Origin of the sequence: Pseudomonas fluorescens (assembly GCF_040448305.1) — a bacterium.
Taxonomy (GTDB): domain Bacteria; phylum Pseudomonadota; class Gammaproteobacteria; order Pseudomonadales; family Pseudomonadaceae; genus Aquipseudomonas; species Aquipseudomonas fluorescens_BH.
The window spans coordinates 3,411,859-3,433,907 of sequence record NZ_CP148752.1 but is presented as its reverse complement, the minus strand read 5'-3'; the positions used below and the strand labels follow the sequence as shown (position 1 = coordinate 3,433,907).

Genomic DNA, 22,049 nt, shown 5'->3' with positions numbered 1-22,049 from the left:
ATTGTTCTATCTGTGGGACGAACTATCGCATTGTTGCCGTCTAATCAGCTATTGGTTTCGTCTGTAGGATTAGTCCCATCAGATCGCCCTTGTGGGCGATCCTCACTTGGAGATCCCACATGAAACTGCTGCATATCGATTCGAGCATCCTGGGCGACAACTCGGCTTCCCGTCAGTTGAGCGGTGAAGTCGTCAAAGCCTGGCAAGCCGCCGAGCCAACCGCCGTGGTGACTTACCGCGACTTGGCCGCCGACGCCATCAGCCACTTCTCCGCCACCACCCTGGTCGCCGCCGGCACCACCGCTGAACTGCGCAACGCCGCACAACAGCACGAAGCCGAACTGAGCGCCTCGACCCTGGCCGAATTCCTGGCTGCCGATGCCGTGGTGATTGCCGCACCGATGTACAACTTCACCATCCCGACTCAACTGAAGGCCTGGATCGACCGCATCGCGGTGGCCGGTCAGACCTTCCGTTACACTGAAGCCGGCCCTGAAGGCCTGTGCGGTGGCAAGAAAGTCGTGATCGTTTCGACCTCCGGTGGCATGCACGCCGGTCAGGCAACCGGTGTTGCCCACGAGGAGTATTTGAAGTTGCTGTTCGGTTTCATCGGCATCACCGACATCGAAATCGTCCGCGCCGAAGGCCTGGCTTACGGTGACGACGTTCGCAACAAGGCCATGAGCGCTGCCCACGCGCAAATCAGTGAGCAGTTGTTCGCCGCTGCGTAAGGCTTGCGTAAAAGTTGGCACCGTACAGGTAAAGCCCCAAAAAACTCTGTAGTCTGGTTACGCAAGTACCAGCTACGGAGTTTTTTGTTTCTGGTCGTTTCAGATTGTGGTCTGACTTATGCTGTCAGGGTTCACGTCACAAGTCCGGTAACAAGGTGGGGCATCCGATGATGCGTCTTTGTGCAACTTTACTGATTTGCCTGCTCAGCAGCCTGAATACAGTGCACGCCGCGCCTGCACCGCATCCTCACTGGAGCGTCGGCTTCCATGAGATGACTTTTCTCGACCCGCTGGACCTGCAGCCGATGCGCGCCATCGCCTTCTATCCTTCCAGTGATCGGGAGCACACCAGCAAGCTCGAGGGTTATACCGTCGAAGCGGGGGAGGACACCAAGGTCGCCATCGGCCGGTTCCCGATGCTGATGCTGTCCCACGGAAACACCGGCACCCCACTGGCCCTGCACGACCTTGCCACGTCACTGGCGCGCAAAGGCTTTGTCGTGGTGGCGGTGATTCACCCCGGTGACAACTCCAAAGACCACAGCCGACTCGGTACTTTGAGTAACCTGTACGGCCGGCCGATCCAGATTTCCGAAGCCATTACCGCGACCTTGGGCGACCCCATGCTGTCGCCGTTCGTCAATGCCGACCAGGTAGGGGTCATCGGTTACTCGGCCGGTGGCGAGACCGCATTGATTCTGTCCGGCGCGACCCCGGACCTGGATCGCCTGCGCCGTTACTGCCAGGAGCGCCCGGATGACCACGATGCCTGCAACACCCAGGGCGAATTGATTGTCGACCGCGACGACCTGCAACCGGTGGCCGATTCTCGCGTCCACGCATTGATGCTGATGGCGCCGTTGAGCCTGAAGTTCGGCCGCCACACCCTGGCCGATGTGCATGTGCCGGTACTGCTTTACAGCGGCGATGGCGACAAACTGGTGGCTGTCGACAAGAACGCCGCGGCGCTGGCGCGCAAACTGCCGACGGCGCCTGACTTCAAGTTGCTGGCCGGGGCAGGGCACTTCGTGTTCATGGCGCCGTGCAATGACGAGCAGATCGTGATCATGCCCGCGCTGTGCACCGATGCCGATGGCGTCGACCGGCAAGACATTCACCGCAATCTGATCTCTGAAGCCGGAAGGTTCTTCTCGCGCACCCTGGGCAGGGCGACTCGGGCGGGTATGCAAACGGCTGATCAATAGCCGCGTCACCTCTTGTGGGAGCGAGCCTGCTCGCGATAGCGGTGTGTCAGGCAATTGCAATGCTGGATGGAAAGGCCTCTTCGCGAGCAGGCTCGCGCCCACAGGTGACTGCACCAAGCCTTATGCCATTGCGCGGCGCTTGAGTAGCAGGGTCAGCCCCAATCCCGTCACCGACAACAATGCCGCACTGAAGAAAATCCACGCATAACCCAGGTTCAACGCCACTGCGCCCATCAACGGGCCGGCAATGGCCAGTGCCAGGTCGAAAAACACCGCATAAGCACTCAGGCCCGCGCCCCGGCTGGAGTTGGGCACCTGTTTGATAGCCTCGACACCCAGCGCCGGGTACACCAGGGACAGACCGAATCCGGTCAGGCCGGCGCCAATGAGCGCATACCCGGTCGAAGGGGCCAGCCACAACAGCACCAGGCCAACCGTCTCAATGCACATGCAGGCAATGGCCGACGTGAACCCGCCGAAACGGCTGATGGCGGATATGAACAGCAGCCGCGAAAGAATGAAACACACGCCAAACACGGTCAGGCAGTAGGCCGCGCCGGTCCAGCCGCGATTGACGTAATACAAGGTGATAAAGGTCGTCAGGGTGCCGTAGCCAATGGACGCCAGGCTCAGGCTCGCGCCAAACGGCGCAATGCGCCCGAACACCGCCCAGAACGGCAAACGTTCACCGCGCACCACCGGCACCGAAGGCTTGTTGCGAATCAGCACCAGTGCGACCAGGGCCAGCAGCGACAGGGCAATGCCCAGGCTGGCGAAACCCAGTTGTTGCACCATGACCACGCCCAGCGGCGCACCAATGGCAATCGCCCCATAGGACGCGATGCCGTTCCAGGAAATCGACCGCGCGGTATGCTCGGCGCCCACCTGGCCCATGCACCAACTGATGGTGCCGACGCCGATCAATCCTTGGGCGATCCCCAGCAACAGGCGCCCGGCGATCAGGATCAGCAGGCTGAGCAAGGGAAAGCCTTGCAACAGGGTCGACAGCCAGGTCAGCACGCCGCTGAGCACAATCCCCGACAAGCCGTAGATGATTGCACGCTTGGTGCCAACGCTATCCGACATCCGCCCGGCCATGGGCCGGCTGAGCAGGGTGGCGAGGTATTGCGAGCCGATGGTCAGCCCGGCCACGATGGCGCTGAACCCGAGTTGTTCGTGGACATAACCCGGCAATACCGCAATCGGCAAACCGATGCAGAGGAAGGCAATAAAGGTATAGAAAACGATGGAGACGATCTGCAGGGTGATCGCCATGGAGCTTTGCGGAGGCACTTGCTGCACAGACATGAGGGCTCGTTCGCGGGCGGCGGTGGGAGAACTGCATCATGGCGCGGCGTTGGGATAAAAGAAAGCAGGCTAACGGTTTTTGCTCGTCAGTGCCCTTGAGTCAGCCATCGCGAGCAGGCTCGCTCCCACATTTTGAAATGCATTCCCCTGTGGGAGCGAGCCTGCTCGCGATGATTTATGCACCAACAAGAAACCTTGGCCCGGAATGCAAAAAGCCCCGTCACATGGACAGGGCTTTTCACTTGAAGCTTGCAGCTAAAGGCTTGGTAGCTGCTCTTAGAACACCACACCCTGGCTACGCAGGTAGTCGTCATAGGTGCCGCTGAAGTCGGTCACGCCATTCGGGCTCAACTCGATGATGCGGGTGGCCAGGGACGATACGAACTCACGGTCGTGGCTGACGAAGATCAGCGTGCCCGGGTAGTTTTCCAGCGCCAGGTTCAGCGCTTCGATCGATTCCATGTCCAGGTGGTTGGTCGGTTCGTCCATCACCAGTACGTTCGGCTTTTGCAGGATCAGCTTGCCGAACAGCATGCGGCCTTGCTCACCACCGGAGATGACCTTGACCGACTTGAGGATTTCGTCGTTGGAGAACAGCATGCGGCCCAGTGTGCCACGGATGATCTGCTCGCCCTGAGTCCACTGGCCCATCCAGTCGAACAGGCTGACGTCGTCTTCGAAGTCATGGGCGTGGTCCTGGGCGTAGTAGCCCAGCTCCGCGCTTTCGGTCCACTTCACGGAACCGGCGTCCGGGGTCAGCTCGCCCATCAGGGTGCGCAGCAGGGTGGTCTTGCCGATACCGTTCGGGCCGATGATCGCCAGGCGCTCGCCGGCTTCGACGGTGAAGCTGAAGTTCTTGAACAGGGTCTTGCCGTCGAAGCCCTTGGACATCTGCTCGATGGTCACGGCCTGGCGGTGCAGCTTCTTGGTCTGTTCGAAACGGATGAACGGGCTCACGCGGCTCGAAGGCTTGACCTCGGCCAGCTGGATCTTGTCGATCTGCTTGGCGCGGGAAGTGGCCTGCTTGGCTTTCGAGGCGTTGGCCGAGAAGCGGCTGACGAACGTTTGCAGTTCGGAGATCTGGGCTTTCTTCTTGGCGTTGTCCGACAGCAATTGCTCACGGGACTGGGTAGCCGCCGTCATGTACTCGTCGTAGTTGCCCGGGAACAGACGCAGCTCGCCGTAGTCCAGGTCAGCCATGTGGGTGCACACGCTGTTGAGGAAGTGACGGTCGTGGGAAATGATGATCATGGTGCTGTTACGCGCCTTGAGAATCGTTTCCAGCCAGCGAATGGTGTTGATGTCCAGGTGGTTGGTCGGTTCGTCGAGCAACAGCACTTCAGGATCGGAGAACAGCGCCTGGGCCAGCAATACCCGCAGTTTCCAGCCTGGAGCCACTTCGGACATCGGGCCGAAATGCTGTTCCAGGGGAATACCCAGGCCCAGCAGCAGTTCGCCGGCGCGGGATTCGGCGGTGTAGCCGTCCATTTCGGCGAATTCGGTTTCCAGTTCGGCCACGGCCATGCCGTCTGCTTCGCTCATTTCCGGCAGCGAATAGATGCGGTCGCGCTCGGCCTTGACCTTCCACAGCTCTTCGTGACCCATGATCACGGTGTCGATCACGGTGAATTCTTCGTAGGCGAACTGGTCCTGGCGCAATTTACCCAGGCGCACGTTCGGCTCCAGCATGACCTGGCCGCCGGACGGCTCGAGGTCGTCGCCGAGAATCTTCATGAAGGTCGACTTGCCGCAACCGTTGGCGCCGATCAGACCGTAACGGTTGCCACCGTTGAACTTGACCGAAACGTTTTCGAAGAGCGGCTTGGCGCCGAACTGCATCGTGATGTTAGCTGTAGAAATCAAAGGTTTTTCCTGCGAAGCATTCAGAGTAGCTAGGGTTGCGGCAGTACCGGTTCAGTACCCGTTTCCACTGTTCGGTCCCCGGGACATTCATCCCGATCGGCAGTGGAAGATCCATCTGGCATTAAGTGGACAGCAGCATGTGGTGCGCTTGGCCCGAGTGAACGTGCGCTGAAAGGGGATTTTCCCGCTTTCAACCTGGGGGCGCGTAAAGTTTGGCGGCGATTGTACTGGTCTGGCTCTTTAAACGATAGGGCGATGAGGCCTCTGCAACGCTTTGGCGGTTTTTGCGGACACATTTTCACAGTTGCAGGTTAACTATTGGTTACAAACTGTGGCTAAAATGCCATCTAACAGCTGAACGGCGACCATCGGCGTGGCTCGATGGCACCAAGGGTGCAGCTGTTTCGTATTCAGCCGCTGCACAAGACCCGTGAGGGCGCAGTTTGTATACTTCCGACTTGTGACGATTTCCGTGAAACTGATCATAGCCGTTATCTACATTGTCTCTATTGCGTACGTCCACCTGCGGGGCCGAGTGCGCCATAAGCTGGGCCGCCAGTTGAGTGATCACTCGACGTTCCTGGCACCGATCAATTGCTTTCTTTATCTGTTTTCGAAGATCCCCAACAAACCGTATCTCGATCCGGCTGATTTTCCCGACCTGAGCCCGCTGCAGGCGCATTGGGAAGAAATTCGTGCCGAAGGCCAGAACTTGCTTCACGCCGGCGAGATCAAGCGTTCGAACCAATACGATGACGTCGGTTTCAACTCGTTTTTCAAGACCGGCTGGAAGCGCTTCTATCTCAAGTGGTATGGCGATAGCCACCCGTCGGCCATGAAGCTCTGCCCGCGCACCACCGAACTGGTACAAGGCATTGGCTCGATCAAGGCGGCGATGTTCGCCGAATTGCCACCGGGCTCCAGACTGGTGCGCCACCGCGACCCGTATGCCGGTTCGTACCGTTATCACCTCGGGCTGGACACACCCAACACCGAAGGCTGCTACATCAATGTCGATGGCCAGAACTACCATTGGCGCGATGGCGAAGCGGTGATGTTCGATGAGACCTACATTCATTACGCAGAGAACACCACGCCGCACAATCGCATCATTTTGTTCTGCGATGTCGAGCGGCCGATGAAATATCGGTGGGCAGCGGCATTCAATCGCTGGTTCAGCCGCAATGTCATGTCGGCGGCCGGTGCACCGAACGAGGACGGAGACCGGACCGGTGGGCTCAATCGATTGTTCAGCAAGGTCTACAAGGTTCGCCTGCGCGCCAAGGAACTGAAAAAGCGCAACCGCAAGCTTTACTACCTCCAAAAGTGGTCGATCTTTGCCGGGTTGCTGGCGGTCTTCATTCTGATCTGAGCCGGGTGTTCGGGCGGCAGGCCTCATCGCGGGCAAGCCACGCTCCCACAGGTTTGAGCCAACCACAAATGTCATGAATGCCCACCGTCCATTGTGGGAACGAGCCTGCTCGCGAAGAGGCCGGATCAACGCCGTATTGCATCGTGCCGGCGAGTTTTTGGTTAACAAATCCGAACCTCGGGCGTAGCGTGGTATCGAAGTCCTTATCCACGCGGACGCAGAGAGGCACCCCATGAACCGATACGTGTTTGGCGCCATTGCGCTGGCCTTGAGTACCGTATTGGGCCCACTGGCTCAGACCGACGTCTCTGCTTCGCTGCAGTTGGCCCAGAACCTGCCGGGCAGCACCAACAACAACCCTTACAACAGTCCGATTCGGCGGGCCAATCCCAACAGCATGCAAGGTACTCAACCCAGTGCCCCGGCCATACGCGGGCCGAATACCGTGCCGGTCCCGCGCCCGCCGACGCTGGACAACGGTGGCATCGGCAATCGCTATCCCGACCGGACAGCGCCCGCCAGCCCACCGAAATTCATTCCCAATCCACCCCCGCGAGACACCGGCACCAGCAACCGTTGAGTGGCAAGCATGGCGTCTGGCCGCTATTTTTCACCAGATCTCACTTTCATCAGAAAAGGAATCCTGCATGTTGCGTAAGAATTTATTGGCAACCTTCTGTGCCAGCGTATTGATCAGCGCCACTGTCCCGGTGCTTGCCGCGCCCATCCGAACGATGAAAAGCGAAGAAGGCACCCTTGAGGTCACTCCCATCGTGACGGGACTGGAGCACCCTTGGGCCCTGGCATTTTTGCCGGATCGTAAAGACATGCTGGTGACCGAGCGGCCCGGCAACCTGCGACTGGTGACCGCCGACGGCAAGCTGTCGGCACCTCTCAATGGCGTACCCAAGGTCTGGGTCAAGGGGCAGGGCGGTTTGCTGGATGTAGCGCTGTCGCCCGATTTCAAGCAGGACCGGATGGTCTATCTGTCTTATGCCGAGGGTGACGCTCAGGGCGACAAGGCCGGTACAGCGGTGGGCCGCGGTCGGCTCTCCGACGATATGACGGCGCTCAAGGATTTCCAGGTGATCCTGCGTCAGGAACCCAAACTCTCGGTTGGCAATCATTTCGGCTCGCGGCTGGTGTTCGATCGCGACGGCTATCTGTTTGTGACCCTGGGGGAAAACAACGACCGCCCGACCGCCCAGGACCTCGACAAGCTGCAAGGCAAAGTGGTGCGCATCTACCCGGATGGCACGGTGCCCAAGGACAACCCCTTTGTCGGTCAGGCCAACGTGCGCCCGGAGATCTGGTCCTACGGGCAGCGCAATCCGCAAGGCGCGGCGCTCAACCCGTGGAACGGCACGCTGTGGGAAAACGAACACGGCCCCCTGGGCGGCGATGAAGTCAACATCATCGAGCGCGGCAAGAATTACGGCTGGCCGCTGGCGACCCATGGCATCAACTACTCCGGTCAACCGATTCCCGAAGCCAAGGGTGAGACCGCCGAAGGCACCGTCGCCCCGAACCACGTCTGGGAAAAATCCCCGGGCCTGAGTGGCATGGCGTTCTACGATGCCGATCGTTTCAAGGCCTGGCAGCGCAACGTGTTTATCGGCGCGCTGGTCAGCCAGGAACTGATCCGCCTGGAGTTCGAAGGCGACAAGGTGATCCATGAGGAGCGCATGCTCGGGGAGTTGAAAAAACGCATTCGCGATGTACGGCAGGGGCCGGATGGTTACTTGTATGTTTTGACCGATGAGGAGAACGGCGGGTTGTACAGGGTGGGCTTGAAGTAACCAACCGTTGGCGAGTTCTGCAGCCGCGATAGTGAGCGGCCGCAGATTTCAGGGAATTTGTATTTCCAGTCTTGCATATCCAGTGTAGGAGCGAGCCTGCTCGCGATTGCAATTTCAACCTCACCACAGGCGATGGGTCAGATCTGCCGAGTCGCGGCAACTGGTCTCTTTCGATCCTGAAACCCGCGAACCACCAGATACAACAATGGCCCAATCGACACGAACACAGCGGTGATCAATAGATAAGGCACCACCGAAAGCGTCGACTGCCCGCGCTTTCGCGCATCCTGGTACATCCAGAACCCCGCCAGCGTCGCCAGCAGGTAAAGATCGATCACCATCTGCGCAGTATCCGGGCGTGACATCAGGCTGATGCCGAAGTCGATCAGCGATTGTTCGGCCTGGAGCATCACCGAAACCGTGTAGCCGGCAAAAGCGATCAAGGCGATAAGGGGCAGGGCGATGGCCTTCATGTTTTCCTTCCGTGGGCAATGAATAGAATCAGTAGCCTATAGCGACCACCGCAAACTTGCCATTGACTTGCCATCAACGCCCGGCTAATTTCCGGTCATGACTTCCACTGTATTGCGCTGCCAGCCAAGCATTATTACCGCCATTCCTCATTTGGCGGGCTAGCTCACGACTGCAGCACCCAACCCGCCCTCGAGGCGGGTTTTTACTTTCTGTCTCCCGGGCCCCGATCAATGTCAGGAGACGACCATGAGTTTTACCGCTGATCAACAGGCCCTGCTGGAACGCTACGTCAAAAAAATCCTCGCCGCGCCGGTGTATGAACTGGCCGTGCGCACGCCGTTGCAACCGGCTCCGGCCTTGTCCGAAGCCTTGGGCAACCAGATCCTGCTCAAGCGCGAAGACCTGCAACCGACCTTTTCCTTCAAGATCCGCGGCGCCTACAACAAGCTGGTGCAACTGAGCGAAGCGCAAAAGGCTATCGGCGTGGTCACGGCTTCTGCCGGCAATCATGCGCAGGGCGTGGCGTTGGCCGCGCGGGAACTGGGGATCAACGCCACCATCGTCATGCCCTGCACGACACCGCAACTGAAGGTCATCGGGGTGCGCAGTCGCGGCGCCGATGCGGTGTTGCACGGCGAAAGCTTTCCGTTTGCACTGGCCTATGCACTGGACCTGGCCTTGGAGACCGGTCGCACCTTTGTATCGCCGTTCGACGACCCGGAGGTGATCGCGGGGCAAGGCACGGTGGCCATGGAAATCCTGCGCCAGCACCAAGGGCCGCTGGAGGCGATCTTCGTGCCGGTGGGCGGCGGCGGGCTGATCGCGGGTATCGCCGCCTACGTCAAATACCTGCGGCCGGAGGTGCGCATCATTGGCGTCGAGTCGGAACATTCCGCGTGCCTGCAAGCGGCGATGCATGCCGGCGAACGGGTCGTGTTGCCGAGCGTCGGCACCTTCGCCGATGGGGTGGCGGTGGCGCAGATCGGCGCTTACGGTTTTGAGGTCTGCCGGTTCTGCGTTGATGACGTGGTGACGGTCAGCAACGATGAGCTTTGCGCCGCAATCAAGAATATCTACGACGATACCCGCTCGATCACCGAACCTTCTGGTGCGCTGGCCGTGGCCGGGATCAAGAAATACGTCGCGCAGACCGGTGCTTTGGGGCAGACACTGGTGGCGATAGACTCGGGTGCCAATATCAACTTCGACAGCCTGGGGTACGTGGCCGAGCGCGCCGCGTTGAGTGGCGCCCCGGCATGACGCTTGGGCCGGTCTACAGCGGACGCCGCAAGCAGGTGCCGCGAGGGTCCGCCGGATGGCCGGGTTATTCCTGAACGGCTTTCTCGACCTTGGTCGACGCCGACCAGATCCGGTAGCGCACTTCGATGTCCTTGGGCACGTACAGCACGAGCGGCAGCTTGCTGTTGTAACGCAGCAGGAAGCCGTCACCGACCACCGGTACAAATCCTTGTTTGCTCGTGCCGGCCGGGCAGGCCATCAGCGTGCTCATCGGGCCAATGACTTTGTCCAGGCGGTAGAACGGATAGCCCCAACCCTCGAGGTTCTTCTCCTCGAGAATGCCGCCCAGGCGCGGGTTATTGCAGTCGACGGTCATCGTCTTGCCGGCCAGGATCTCGACCTGGAAGTCGTTTTCCCGGGTCTGTGGCGCGAGGTGGATCACCTGGCGGGTAAACCCGCTTTCGGCCTTCGGATAGGGTGCGGTGTCTTCGAGTTTGGCGGCATGCGCCACGCCGACAAGCCCCAGTGCGACTAGCGCTGTGCAAGCGTTAACGGTCAACGAATTCATGATGCCTCCTTGCTTGAAGTGAAGGGCGGCATTTTCACTGTCGTGTGCAGTGAATGCAAACCCGGGATGCGCAGTGTGCAAATTGCAGGGTCGCCAGGGTCTATAATTGCAAACGGCATGAGAGTCGTTACAGGTAACCCGTCTGAACCCTTGAATTGCCGATGAACTGCACCGCGAAATTCAGGGTATGTTTTATGCTGTAGCTGTCCTTGAAGCTTGCCGGGATTTCAAATGAGCGAGCATTGATCGTCAAGCAGTCTTACAAAGGAGGGAGTCGCCATGTTTCTTTCTGCCTTGGAAATTCGCAATATCATCGAAAGCAGTTTTCTGCCCAAGCGCTGCCAGTGCACGCTGTCACCGGATCTGTCGATGACCGTCAAAATCTATGCAGACGGGCAAACCGATCAACTCGATCTATTGGTCACCGGTATCGATGCCTCCGGGCTCAATGGTTGTCGGGAAATCAACGAGTTGATTGCCCAACTGCGTTCCAGACAGCATCACGTCGAGATCGAGCCGCACTCTATGCTGGGCAAAGCGCTCTAGCTTGCCGTTTCGAGTTCCACGGACACGCGCCGGGTCTGGAAGAACGCCAGGCCCAGCGCCAGTTCAAACCCTACTGCCAGCAAAATGCCCGGACCGACGTGACCGTTGAGCCATTCGGCAAAACCGAGCACGGCCAATCCCCAACAGCCGACGACGAAGCCTAGGCTCAGCGCATTGCGGGTTGCACAAGGGGGTTCGTTGCGAACCAGAAAAGAGATCACGCTCAACGCCCCAAACAGCACGGCGGTGCGTCGCGCGACCAATCCCACCGCGAATGAAAACTCGATGTCCCAGAACGACAATAGCCATTGCGGTGTCAGGCCCCAGACCAGGCTGAGCAAAAGACATAAGGCGGCGGTAAACGTCGACAGCGTGCGAAACGACAACTGCATGGCGAATCCTTGCGGCAGAGAGGGAGGCGCTAGAGCATAGCGCCGCAACCCTCAAAGGAATACCGCCGAGTGCCAAATCAGACTTTTCGGTCAGCCCTGGTTCTCGCAAGCGTCGGAAAGTTTACGGTAGGAAATTTCTGCGGGTTTTCCCGTGTCATCAATGTACTTCATCTCGGCCTTCACCACTTTGCACTCCAGAGTGTCCGGCTCGGTCAGTGAAATCACTTTGCTGACATGCAATGGCATGCCGTAGTGATAGGGCACGGCTTGAGAGGTCGTGGTGTCATTGGCCTGAGCCAGGCCGGCAAATGCGGTGCAGGCGAGGGCGGCGGTAACCAGCAGGGTGCGAGTGTTCATCAGCGATCTCCGGTGCGGACGGAATGTCAGTTCGATGTGTCGCTTGTCGAACTTGCCGCACTGGGCGTCAGAACAGTCTGAGGGCGTGCGGTCCAGTGAAGTGTTGGACCGCACGGTTAAACGAGGGTTAACCCGGCTGAACACCGCCTGTCGCGGATGCGCGATCCTGTGTATCAGTTAAGACCATCGGGCGCCTGATGGAAAGTCATCGCGAACAAGGGTGGACACAAATGCTGTGAACGACCCGCAACCCTGTGGGAGCGAGCCTGCTCGCGATGGGGCCCTCGAACTCAGTGCAAATCCAGTTGCTGCCGATAAGGCAAATCCGGCCCGGTCTTGCTGCACGTCAATGCCGCCGCCTGCACCGCGAACTTCAGCATGCGGTCGATCTGCTCGCGGCCAAGTTGCTTCACGCCCTCCACTGAATCCAGCTGCTGTTCGGTCAACCAGGTAATCAGCGCCGCCTGAAAGGTATCGCCCGCGCCCACGGTGTCGGCGATTTTTACCCCACAGGCAGGAGCCGACCACGAACCGTGAGTCCGGCTGAACACGCTCGCGCCTTCGCCACCCCGGGTCAGGAATACCAGCTGACAGCGGTGCTGCAACCAGCCTTCGATCACCTGCGCCGGGTCCTGGCCGGGGTACAGCAGATGCAGGTCCTCGTCGCTGACCTTGATCAGGTCGGCCAGCGCCACCAGCGTCGCGATCCGCGCGCGCCAGAGCTCAATGTCCGGCTCCGGGTTCAGGCGCACGTTCGGGTCGAGGCTGATCAGGCGCTTGCCGCTTTCCCGGCGCACCAATGCCAATAGCGTGTCGGCAATCGGCTGCACCACCAGGGAGAACGAGCCGATATGCAGGCCACGTACCTCAGGCCCGAGTGTCGGCAGGTGCTCCGGTTGCAACTGTCGATCCGCACAGCCTTCGCCACGGAAGCTGTACTGCGGCGAGCCATTGGCCCCGACCGCGACCATCGCCAGGGTGGTCGGCGCGGCAAAATCCAGCAGGTAGTCCTGGCACACGCCTTCATCTTGCAGTACCTGCAGCAGGCGCCGGCCCAGATAGTCGGTGGACAACCCGGCCAACAGCGCCGCGTCCACGCCCAACCGGCGTAAGCCCACCGCCACGTTGAACGGCGAGCCACCGGCAATGGCCTTGAAATTCACTTTGGACGCCAGACCGATGGCGTCGTCTTCACTGAAAAAATCGAACAGCGCTTCGCCACACACCAGGTACATAGTTGTTCACTCTTTAATTAGGGTCACGACTTGCTGTTGATAGCGTTCATACGCCTGCTGACACGCTTGTACATTGTCGGCGACCGGCTGGGTTTCACTGGCCGGGTCGAGTTTTACGCAGCGCTCGCACAAATCCACCAGGTTGTCTTCACGCCCGTTCGCCCAGGATACGCACCAGGCCGCCTGAATCGCCGCACCCAAGGCTGCGGCCTCGCTTTGTTCGGTGCAGATCACCGCTGTATTCATGGTGTCGGCGACGATTTGCCGCCAGACCGCACTTTTTGACCCGCCGCCGATCAGCCGAATGCTGCGGCTTTGTAAGCCATTGCGGCGTAGCAGGTCCAGTCCGTAACGCAAACCGAACGTCGTGCCTTCGACCACCGCACGGCACAGGTTGGCCCGGGTCAGGTTGGTCATGGTCAAACCCGAAAGGCTGGCGCTGGCATGGGGCAGGGCGGGTACCCGCTCACCGTTGAAGAACGGCAGCATGCAAACGCCTTCGGCACCGATTGGCGCCTGGGCAACCAGTTCGTTGAATTGATCGATGTCGAGGTCCAGCAGGTCACGAATCAGACCGGTGGCATTGGTCAGGTTCATGGTGCAGATCAAAGGCAGCCAGCCGCCGCTCGACGAACAGAAGGTGGCAACCGCGGAATCCACGGCGACGTTCGGCTGATCGGCATAGGCGTACACAGTGCCCGACGAGCCGAGGCTCATGGTGATTGCACCGGGCTGGATGTTGCCGGTGCCGATGGCGCCCATCATGTTGTCGCCACCGCCACTGGAGACCAGCGCCTTCGGGTTGATGCCCAGATGTTCGGCAATGCCCGGGAGAATGCTGCCGACCGCCTGGTGGGCGTCGATCAGCTCCGGCAGCGCCGCTTGCAGGCGTCCGCTGGGGTCGATGTCACGCAACAATTGCAGATCCCACTGGCGCGTACGCACATTGAAGTAACCGGTGCCCGAGGCATCTCCGTATTCGCTGCAACTGCGGCCGGTGAGCCAATGATTGAGGTAATCGTGGGGCAGCAAAATGTGGGCGACACGGGAGAACACCTCGGGATGCTGCTCTTTGGTCCATAACAGTTTGGACAGGGTGTAGCCCGGTGCGATGACTACGCCGAGGCGTTCCAGCGATCCCTTTTCGCCACCCAGGTGGGCCAGCAGTCGGTCATTCTCCGGGGTGGTTTCGGTATCGCACCAGAGTTTCGCCGGACGTAGCACCTTACCCTGATCGTCGAGCAGCACCAGGCCGTGTTGCTGGCCGGAGACGCCAATGCCGAGAATCGACGGGCCATCGACTTTGGCCGTCAATAAAGCGCGACGGGTGGCGGTGGCGAAGGCTTCCAGCCACTGCTGGGTGTCCTGTTCGCGGCGGCCATTGGGGCCGCTGATCAGGCTGTGGCTGGCGGCTCCCTGGCCAAGCACTTCACCACTGGCCGCATCAAGAATGATGGCTTTGGTGCCCTGGGTGCCGCAGTCGATGCCGAGGAAAAGTTGTCGGGTTGTCATGGAAGATCCTTGGATCGTCAGATCGATATCGTTGAGCATTAAGCATCTCTACTGACTGTCAGGCCGCCATCGCGAGCAAGCTCGCTCCCACAGGGTTTGTTGTTAAACACAAAACTCGCGTCCGCTGAAGACTCCTGTGGGAGCGGGCTTGCCCGCGATGACGGCAGCACCTTCACCTCAAGACTCAAGCCAGCACCCGCTCCAATGTCCGCGATACACCCACCTCACGCAAACTATTGCAGCACCACTCAAACGCCGCGACAAACTCCGGCGAGCGCGCAATGGCCGTACCAAAAATCTCCTCGACCGCCAGCAAGCGCTGGGTAATCAGCACATCATCGGCCACCAGCGCCTGGCAGAACGCCGCCCGCGGATCCGCAATCGAGTAGATCTCGCCATGCTCATCCACGCCTTTGAGGTAAAGCGCCCACGCCGCCACCACCAACGCCGCGCGCTTGGTCTCGCGGCCATCGGCGATCAGGCGGTTGATAGTCGGTACGGTGAATTTCGGAAACTTCGACGAGCCGTCCGAACAGACACGCTCCAGTTGGTCGGCAATCGCCTGATTGGAGAAACGTGCCACCAGGGTGTTCTTGTACTCGGTCAGGTCGATTCCCGGTACCGCCGGCAGCTGTGGCGTCACGTCCAGGTCCATGTAGGCGCGCATGTAGCGCACGAACAGCGGGTCGTTCATGGTCTCGTGGACGAAGCGGTAACCCTTCAGGAACCCCAGGTACGTCAGCGCCAGATGACTGCCGTTGAGCAGTTTGATCTTCATTTCTTCGTAGGGCGTGACATCGTCGGTGAATTGCACGCCGACCTTTTCCCAGGCCGGGCGACCGTTGACGAACCTGTCCTCCAGTACCCATTGCGCGAAGGGTTCGCAGACCACCGGCCAGGCATCGTCCAGGCCATGCTTGTCGGCCAGTTGCAAACGGTGCCGGGTGCTGGTCATCGGCGTGATGCGGTCGACCATGGCGTTGGGGAAACTGACGTTGGCGTCGATCCAGTCGCGCAATTGGCGGTCGTGCAAGGCGGCGAAGGCCAGCAGGGCCTTGCGGGTGACGGCGCCGTTGTGCGGCAGGTTATCGCAGGACATCAGGGTGAAGGCCGCTGTGCCAGCGGCGCGACGCCTGGCCAGTGCGGCACAGAGGAAACCGAACACGGTTTTCGGGGCATCAGGGTGCGCCAGGTCATGCTGGATCTGCGGCAAGTGCGCCATGAACTCGCCGGTACTGTCGTCGATGCAGTAACCGCCTTCGGTGATGGTCAGCGAGACGATGCGGATCTCGGGGCTGGCCAGTTTGTCGATCAATGCCTGGGCACCGTCTTCGGCCAGCAGCATGTCACGGATGGCGCCGATCACCCGCACTTCGGTGTCGTCGCTATCGCCGAGTTCGAACAGGGTGAACAGATAATCCTGATCCTTGAGGTCGTCACGGGCGCGGCAGTCTTCAGCGCGCAGGCCGACACCGCAGATGGCCCAGTCCAGGCCTTCGCCGGTATTCATCAAGGCGTCGGTGTAGTACGCCTGATGGGCACGGTGGAAACCGCCGACGCCGATGTGCGCGATGCCTTGGAGAGTCTCGCCCAAGGCGTAGGCGGGAAGGACCACTTCAGGGGCGAGGCGGCTGAGGTTGTGTTTATTCAGTTTCATCGCAGGCTCTCTGAAATCAGGCAGCAATGCGTAACGGGCGGGTCAACGCCACGCCGTCGGCATCGAATAAATGGCAGTGTTGCGCATCCAGATGCAGGCTCAGGGTTTCACCGTAGCGGCTGGCCAGATCGCCGCGAACGCGCATGGTCAGCGCTTCGCCGGATGCCGTCCGGACGTGGCAGAAGGTGTCGCTGCCCAGGCGTTCGCTGACATCGGCGGTGACCTGCAAGGTGCAATCGCCGGTTTTGGCCAGCTCCAGATGCTCCGGGCGAATGCCCAGCGTCACCGCACTCCCGACGCTCAGGTGCCTGCCGCTCAAGGGCAGGTTGATGCGGGTTCCGGCGTCCAGCTGCACTTCACAGCCCTGGTTGTCGACGCGGACGACCTTGCCCTTGAGGAAGCCCATTTTCGGCGTGCCCAGGAAACCGGCGACGAACAGGTTGGCCGGCTGGTGATAGAGATCCAGCGGCGAGCCGACTTGCTCGATCTTGCCGCCATTGAGTACGACCACTTTGTCGGCCATGGTCATCGCTTCGACCTGATCGTGAGTCACGTAGATCATCGTGGCTTGCAGTTCTTTGTGCAGGCGCAACAGTTCCAGGCGCATCTGCACCCGCAGGGCGGCATCGAGGTTGGACAACGGTTCGTCGAACAGGAAGATTTTCGGGTTGCGCACGATGGCCCGGCCAATCGCCACGCGCTGGCGCTGGCCGCCGGACAGTTGCTTGGGCTTGCGCTCCAGCATCGGCCCCAGTTCGAGGATGCGCGCCGCTTCGCCGACCTTCTTCTCCACTTCGGCTTTCGCCACACCGGCCAGGTCGAGGGCGAACGACATGTTCTTGCGTACGCTCATGTGCGGGTACAGGGCGTAGGTCTGGAACACCATCGCCAGGTCGCGCTTGGCCGGGCTCACTTCGGTGATGTCGCGACCATCGAGCTCGATGGTGCCGCCGCTGACTTCCTCCAGCCCGGCGATCAGCCGCAGCAGCGTGGATTTGCCGCAGCCCGACGGGCCGACGAAGACCACGAACTCCTTGTCGTTCACTTCAAGGTCGATGCCCTTGATGATGGAAAAGCCTTCGAAGCCTTTTTGCAGATTCTTGATTTTCAGGTTGGCCATGATGATGGGCCTCCGCTTGTTGTTATTCGATTGAACCGGGTTGGCTTTTTTGTGGGAGCGAGCTTGCTCCGGGCGGCGTTCCGACGATGAACGTTCAGGCGACGCATTCTTCCGGTCAGCCAGCGTTATCGTTCACGTCCATCGCGAGCAGGCTCGCTCCTACAAGGGACTTTCATTTCACGGCGCCGAACGACAGGCCGCGTACCAGTTGTTTCTGGCTGATCCAGCCGAAGATCAGGATCGGCGCACAGGCCAGGGTCGAGACGGCCGACAACTTGGCCCAGAAGAGCCCTTCGGGGCTTGAGTACGAGGCGATCAAGGCAGTCAATGGCGCGGCTTTCGACGAGGTCAGGTTCAGCGACCAGAAGGCCTCGTTCCAGCACAGGATCAGCGACAGCAGCACCGTGGACGCCAGGCCGCCCTTGGCGATGGGCAGCAACACCCGGAGCATTTCCTGCGCCAGCGTCGCGCCGTCCAGCCGCGCGGCTTCGAGGATGTCCTTGGGAATGTCCTTGAAGTAGGTGTAAATCATCCAGACCACGATCGGCAGGTTGATCAGCGTGTAGATCACGATCAGCGCAATGCGCGTGTCGAGCAGGCCGAAACTCTTGGCCAGCAGGTAAATCGGCATCAGCACGCCCACCGGCGGCAGCATCTTGGTCGAGAGCATCCACAGCAGCGTGCCCCTGGTGCGCTGGGTTTCGTAGAACGCCATGGAGTAGGCCGCCGGCACCGCGATCAACAGGCACAGGGCTGTGGCGCTGAAGGAAATCACCACTGAGTTCCAGGCGAAACTGAAATAGTCGCTGCGCTCGTTGATGTGCAGATAGTTCTCCAGCGTCGGCATGAAGATGAACTGCGGCGGCGTGGCGAAGGCATCGATTTCGGTTTTGAAACTGGTCAAAACCATCCAGAAGATCGGAAAGAAGATCAGGATCGCGATGGCCCAGGCCAACGTACCGAGCAGCAGGCTTTGCAGGCGACGGGATTGTTGAAGAGTCATGGCAGGCCTCAGGCTTTGTCGGTCAGGTTTTTGCCGATCATCCGCACCAGGATGATCGCGGCGATGTTGGCGATGACCACGGCGATCAAGCCGCCCGCCGAGGCCATGCCGACGTCGAACTGCACCAGCGCCTGGTTGTAGATCAGGTAGGCGAGGTTGGTCGAGGCGTAGCCGGGGCCGCCGTTGGTGGTGGTGAAGATTTCGGCGAACACCGAGAGCAGGAAGATGGTTTCGATCATCACCACCACCGCAATCGGCCGTGCCAGGTGTGGCAGGGTCAGGTGCCAGAAAATCGCGATGGGCCCGGCACCATCGAGGCGCGCGGCTTCTTTCTGTTCCTGGTCGAGGGACTGCATGGCGGTCATCAGGATCAGGATCGCGAAGGGCAGCCATTGCCACGAGACAATGATGATGATCGACAGCAGCGGGTAGTGCGCCAGCCAGTCCACCGGTTGCGCGCCGAACAGCTTCCAGACGTAGGCGAGAATCCCCGAGACCGGATGGAAGATCAGGTTCTTCCAGATCAGTGCGCCCACCGTGGGCATGATGAAAAACGGCGAGATCAGCAGCACCCGCACGACGCCGCGACCGAAAAACTCACTGGCCTCAAGCAAAGCACTGATCAGCACACCGAACACCACACTGATCAGCAGCACGCTGCCCACCAGCAACAGCGTGTTGCTGGCGCCGGGCAGGAAGCCCGAGTCGGTGAGGAAGTAGGTGAAGTTTTCCAGCCCGACGAACTCGTTCTCGCCGGGGTTGAGCAAGTTGTAGCGAATCGTCGAGAAGTAGACGGTCATACCCAGCGGTACGATCATCCACAACAGCAGCAAGGCCACCGAAGGGCTGACCAGAAACCAGCCGGGATTGGCCACGCGACTCTTGCGCTGTGGTTGGGCAATGTCCATGTGAGCTTTTGCAGTTGATGTATTCATGGTGTTGAACCGATTGGGTACAGGCAATGAAGATCAACTGTGGGAGCGAGCCTGCTCGCGAAAGCGATGTTTCAGTCACGAAAATGCGTCGGTTGTACCGGCCTCATCGCGAGCAAGCTCGCTCCCACAGAAGGCGAGAGCGGGGTCTGGCTTACTTGGGATAACCCGCGCGCTTCATCTCGCGCTCGGTGGTTTGCTGGGCCGCTGCCAACGCCTGGTCGACCGTGGTCTGGCCGATCAGCGCCGCCGAGAAGGATTTGCCGACCTGGGTACCAATGCCCTGGAACTCGGGAATGGTCACCAACTGGATGCCGATGTACGGCACAGGCCTGGCGCCCGGCTTGCTCGGGTCCGTGGCCTTGAGCGATTCCAGCGTGACCTTGGCAAACGGTGCGGCGCTCAAGTACGCCTCGCTGTAGGTCGAGGCCCGCGTGCCCGGCGGCACGTTGGCGATGCCGTCTTTTTCCGCGACCAGTGCGCCGTATTCTTTGGACGTGGCCCAGGCGCTAAAGGTTTTCGCCGCGTCCTTGGCCTTGGAACTGGTCGGAATGGCCAGCGCCCAGGAGTACAACCAGGCCGAGCCTTTGTCAGTGACCTGATGGGGCGCCTAGGTGAAGCCGACGTGATCGGAGACCTTGCTCTGGGACTTGTCGGTGACGAACGAGCCGGCGACGCTGGCATCGACCCAGATCGCGCATTTGCCGCTGTTGAACAACGCCAGGTTTTCATTGAAACCGTTGCTCGACGCCCCCGGCGGGCCGGATTTCTGCATGGTGCCGACATAGAAGTTCAGCGCGTTTTTCCATTCGGGACCGTTGAATTCCGGCTGCCACTTTTCATCGAACCAGCGCGCGCCATAGGCATTGGCCACAGTGGTGACCAGTGCCATGTTCTCGCCCCAGCCAGCCTTGCCCCGCAGGCAGATGCCGTATTGTTCCTGCTCGGGTTTGTTCAATTTGGCGGCGAATTCACCGATCTGTTCCCAGGTCGGGCGCTCGGGCATGGTCAGGCCGGCGTCCTTGAACAGGTCGGTGCGGTAGTAGGTGATTGAGCTTTCGGCGTAGAACGGCAGGGCGTACAGCGAGCCTTTGACCGACAGGCCTTCGCGCACCGACGGGAACACGTCGTCAAGGGCATAGCTGGTCGGCAGATTATTCATCGGCTCCAGCCAGCCCTTGGCGCCCCAGAGTGCGGCTTCGTACATGCCAATGGTCAGCACATCGAACTGTCCGCCCTGGGTGGCGATGTCGGTGGTCAGGCGCTGGCGCAGGACGTTTTCTTCGAGGACCACCCAATTGAGCTTGATCTGCGGATGCTCGGCCTCGAAGGTTTTCGAGAGCTTTTGCATGCGGATCATGTCGCTGTTGTTGACGGTGGCGATGGTCAGGGTCTGTGCGCCAAGGCTGACGCTGCTGAGGGTCATGCAGGTGAGGGCAAGCAGAGCTTTTACCGAAGGTTGCATCGTGCACTCCTTTCCTGCACCCGGCGGGATACAGAAGGACAGTTATTGTTTTTGTGTCTTCCTGCGGAGGGAAGAATCTGTGCTGATTACATCCTTCAATGGAGGGCGAGACAAATCATCCATCGCACTTTGATCGATACTTTTTTGCACTGGGTTTTTGGGGGGTAGACACTGGGAAGGGCTTTTCAGCGATGGTGCGGTATTGAATCCGTACAGGTTTTAGGGGGGGTAACGCTGTACCTGTGGGAGCGAGCTTGCTCGCGATGGCGGTGTATCAGGTTAATAAATATCGACTGATACGGCCTCATCGCGAGCAGGCTCGCTCCCACAGGGATTTGAGGTGTGCCTTCAGCCCAGGTTTTGCTCGGTCAACCGCTGCACCACCAGCCGCCGGTAATGCGAAGGCGTCATGCCCTTGAGCTGCTGGAAGCGCCGGTTGAAGTTGGAAATATTGTTGAAGCCCGATTCGAAGCAAACATCGGTCACCGGCTTGTCGCCATCGGCCAGCAACTCGCAGGACTTGCTGATACGCAGGCGATTGACGAACTCGATGAAGTTGCGTCCGGTGGCCTGCTTGAATACCCGGCTGAAATAAGTCGGTTTCATGCCCAGGTGCTCGGCGACTTCCTCCAGCGTCAAGTCCCGGGCGTAATGGGCGAAGATGTAATCCACCGCGCGGTTGGTGCGGTCGATGTTGTGTTCGTCGGCCAGTTGCGGGGTCGTGGCACCGGATAGCAATTGGTAGTCGTCGGTGGCCGCGAGCAATTCCAGCAGAATGAAAAAGTGCCCGAGCCGGGTGATGCCGGTGGTATCGGCAATGCGCTGCATCAAATCCATGGCCTTGCCGATGGTGTGCTTGCAGCGAAACTCGATGCCGTACTGCGCGCGCTCGAGCAGCGGTGCCAGGGCCTTGAGTTCGGCGAACACCGGATAGCCGCTGTCGAACAACTCGTCGGTGAAGTTGACCAGCATGTCGCGCTTGGGCACCACTTCGTCCTCGGCCACCTGACTGATCCAGTTGTGGGGCAGGTTGGGGCCGGTGAGAAACAGTGTCTGGGGATAGAAGTTGCCGATGTAGTCGCCGATGAACACCTTGCCGGAACTGGCGACGATCAGGTGCAGCTCGTATTCCTTGTGGAAATGCCAGCGCACCAGCGGGCAGGGGAAACCGTGCTGGCGGTAGATGATGGACAAGCCGTTGTGGTCGTCCATCAACTCATAGGAAGGATCGGTGACTCTGGCGGTGCGGGTCATGTCAGGGCGCTTGTGTT

Annotated in this window: 20 protein-coding genes and 1 pseudogene; 7 read left to right on the top strand and 14 right to left on the bottom strand. The window is 60.0% G+C overall.

The window, feature by feature from the left end:
* The first annotated feature begins 119 nt into the window (after positions 1-119).
* Together WHX55_RS15465 and WHX55_RS15460 are read left to right on the top strand one after the other, a co-directional pair.
* The gene (locus WHX55_RS15465) at positions 120-731 is read left to right on the top strand and encodes an FMN-dependent NADH-azoreductase (RefSeq protein WP_150757071.1); all 612 of its coding nucleotides are present in this window, start codon (positions 120-122) and stop codon (positions 729-731) included.
* A gap of 167 nt (positions 732-898) precedes the next feature.
* On the top strand, positions 899-1,936 hold the full coding sequence (locus WHX55_RS15460) for a dienelactone hydrolase (protein WP_353740728.1): 1,038 nt from the start codon (positions 899-901) through the stop codon (positions 1,934-1,936).
* Between the two features lie 120 nt (positions 1,937-2,056).
* Here the strand turns inward: WHX55_RS15460 and WHX55_RS15455 are convergent, their stop codons facing one another.
* Together WHX55_RS15455 and WHX55_RS15450 are read right to left on the bottom strand one after the other, a co-directional pair.
* Positions 2,057-3,244 (bottom strand): MFS transporter, encoded by a 1,188-nt coding sequence (locus tag WHX55_RS15455; RefSeq protein ID WP_353740727.1) that lies wholly within the window; start codon positions 3,242-3,244, stop codon positions 2,057-2,059.
* A gap of 276 nt (positions 3,245-3,520) precedes the next feature.
* Positions 3,521-5,107, bottom strand: a complete 1,587-nt coding sequence (locus WHX55_RS15450) for an ABC-F family ATPase (protein WP_150723768.1) — start codon at positions 5,105-5,107, stop codon at positions 3,521-3,523.
* A 472-nt stretch (positions 5,108-5,579) separates the two neighbouring features.
* Here WHX55_RS15450 and lpxO point away from each other — a divergent pair, with 472 nt between their 5' ends.
* The 3 genes from lpxO to WHX55_RS15435 all read left to right on the top strand — a co-directional run bounded on the left by lpxO (position 5,580) and on the right by WHX55_RS15435 (position 8,278).
* The gene (gene lpxO / locus WHX55_RS15445) at positions 5,580-6,479 is read left to right on the top strand and encodes a lipid A hydroxylase LpxO (RefSeq protein ID WP_353740726.1); all 900 of its coding nucleotides are present in this window, start codon (positions 5,580-5,582) and stop codon (positions 6,477-6,479) included.
* Positions 6,480-6,711: 232 nt separating this feature from the next.
* On the top strand, positions 6,712-7,059 hold the full coding sequence (locus tag WHX55_RS15440; protein ID WP_150723770.1) for a hypothetical protein: 348 nt from the start codon (positions 6,712-6,714) through the stop codon (positions 7,057-7,059).
* 67 nt (positions 7,060-7,126) lie between these two features.
* The gene (locus WHX55_RS15435; protein WP_353740725.1) at positions 7,127-8,278 is read left to right on the top strand and encodes a PQQ-dependent sugar dehydrogenase; all 1,152 of its coding nucleotides are present in this window, start codon (positions 7,127-7,129) and stop codon (positions 8,276-8,278) included.
* Positions 8,279-8,415: 137 nt separating this feature from the next.
* On the opposite strand, the gene WHX55_RS15430 is transcribed toward WHX55_RS15435, so the two are convergent.
* A complete protein-coding gene (locus tag WHX55_RS15430) occupies positions 8,416-8,751 on the bottom strand; it encodes a DUF2834 domain-containing protein (RefSeq protein ID WP_353740724.1) in 336 nt (111 codons plus the stop codon).
* 247 nt (positions 8,752-8,998) lie between these two features.
* Here WHX55_RS15430 and ilvA point away from each other — a divergent pair, with 247 nt between their 5' ends.
* Entirely contained in the window at positions 8,999-10,012 is a 1,014-nt protein-coding gene (gene ilvA / locus WHX55_RS15425) for a threonine ammonia-lyase, biosynthetic (protein ID WP_150753596.1), read from the top strand.
* Positions 10,013-10,076: 64 nt separating this feature from the next.
* On the opposite strand, the gene eco is transcribed toward ilvA, so the two are convergent.
* On the bottom strand, positions 10,077-10,559 hold the full coding sequence (gene eco / locus WHX55_RS15420) for a serine protease inhibitor ecotin (RefSeq protein ID WP_150753597.1): 483 nt from the start codon (positions 10,557-10,559) through the stop codon (positions 10,077-10,079).
* Positions 10,560-10,838: 279 nt separating this feature from the next.
* Here eco and WHX55_RS15415 point away from each other — a divergent pair, with 279 nt between their 5' ends.
* A complete protein-coding gene (locus WHX55_RS15415; RefSeq protein WP_150753598.1) occupies positions 10,839-11,105 on the top strand; it encodes a DUF1652 domain-containing protein in 267 nt (88 codons plus the stop codon).
* Here WHX55_RS15415 and WHX55_RS15410 read toward each other — a convergent pair.
* The 10 genes and pseudogenes from WHX55_RS15410 to WHX55_RS15365 all read right to left on the bottom strand — a co-directional run bounded on the left by WHX55_RS15410 (position 11,102) and on the right by WHX55_RS15365 (position 22,032).
* Entirely contained in the window at positions 11,102-11,497 is a 396-nt protein-coding gene (locus WHX55_RS15410) for a hypothetical protein (RefSeq protein WP_150753599.1), read from the bottom strand. The genes WHX55_RS15415 and WHX55_RS15410 overlap by 4 nt on opposite strands.
* A 90-nt stretch (positions 11,498-11,587) precedes the next feature.
* Positions 11,588-11,854: a DUF2790 domain-containing protein gene (locus WHX55_RS15405; RefSeq protein ID WP_150723777.1), complete on the bottom strand. Its 267-nt coding sequence runs from the start codon at positions 11,852-11,854 to the stop codon at positions 11,588-11,590.
* Positions 11,855-12,144: 290 nt separating this feature from the next.
* A complete protein-coding gene (locus tag WHX55_RS15400) occupies positions 12,145-13,089 on the bottom strand; it encodes a carbohydrate kinase (protein ID WP_353740723.1) in 945 nt (314 codons plus the stop codon).
* A 6-nt stretch (positions 13,090-13,095) separates the two neighbouring features.
* On the bottom strand, positions 13,096-14,601 hold the full coding sequence (xylB, locus tag WHX55_RS15395) for a xylulokinase (RefSeq protein WP_150753601.1): 1,506 nt from the start codon (positions 14,599-14,601) through the stop codon (positions 13,096-13,098).
* Positions 14,602-14,785: 184 nt separating this feature from the next.
* Entirely contained in the window at positions 14,786-16,258 is a 1,473-nt protein-coding gene (locus WHX55_RS15390; RefSeq protein ID WP_353740722.1) for a mannitol dehydrogenase family protein, read from the bottom strand.
* Positions 16,259-16,274: 16 nt separating this feature from the next.
* A complete protein-coding gene (ugpC, locus tag WHX55_RS15385) occupies positions 16,275-17,378 on the bottom strand; it encodes a sn-glycerol-3-phosphate ABC transporter ATP-binding protein UgpC (RefSeq protein ID WP_150753603.1) in 1,104 nt (367 codons plus the stop codon).
* A gap of 172 nt (positions 17,379-17,550) precedes the next feature.
* On the bottom strand, positions 17,551-18,381 hold the full coding sequence (locus tag WHX55_RS15380) for a carbohydrate ABC transporter permease (protein WP_150753604.1): 831 nt from the start codon (positions 18,379-18,381) through the stop codon (positions 17,551-17,553).
* An 8-nt stretch (positions 18,382-18,389) separates the two neighbouring features.
* Positions 18,390-19,289, bottom strand: coding sequence for a sugar ABC transporter permease (locus tag WHX55_RS15375; RefSeq protein ID WP_224789043.1), 900 nt, complete (start codon positions 19,287-19,289; stop codon positions 18,390-18,392).
* A 178-nt stretch (positions 19,290-19,467) separates the two neighbouring features.
* A pseudogene (locus WHX55_RS15370) lies at positions 19,468-20,778 on the bottom strand (sugar ABC transporter substrate-binding protein).
* Between the two features lie 348 nt (positions 20,779-21,126).
* The gene (locus tag WHX55_RS15365; RefSeq protein WP_150753606.1) at positions 21,127-22,032 is read right to left on the bottom strand and encodes an AraC family transcriptional regulator; all 906 of its coding nucleotides are present in this window, start codon (positions 22,030-22,032) and stop codon (positions 21,127-21,129) included.
* Positions 22,033-22,049 lie beyond the last annotated feature (17 nt).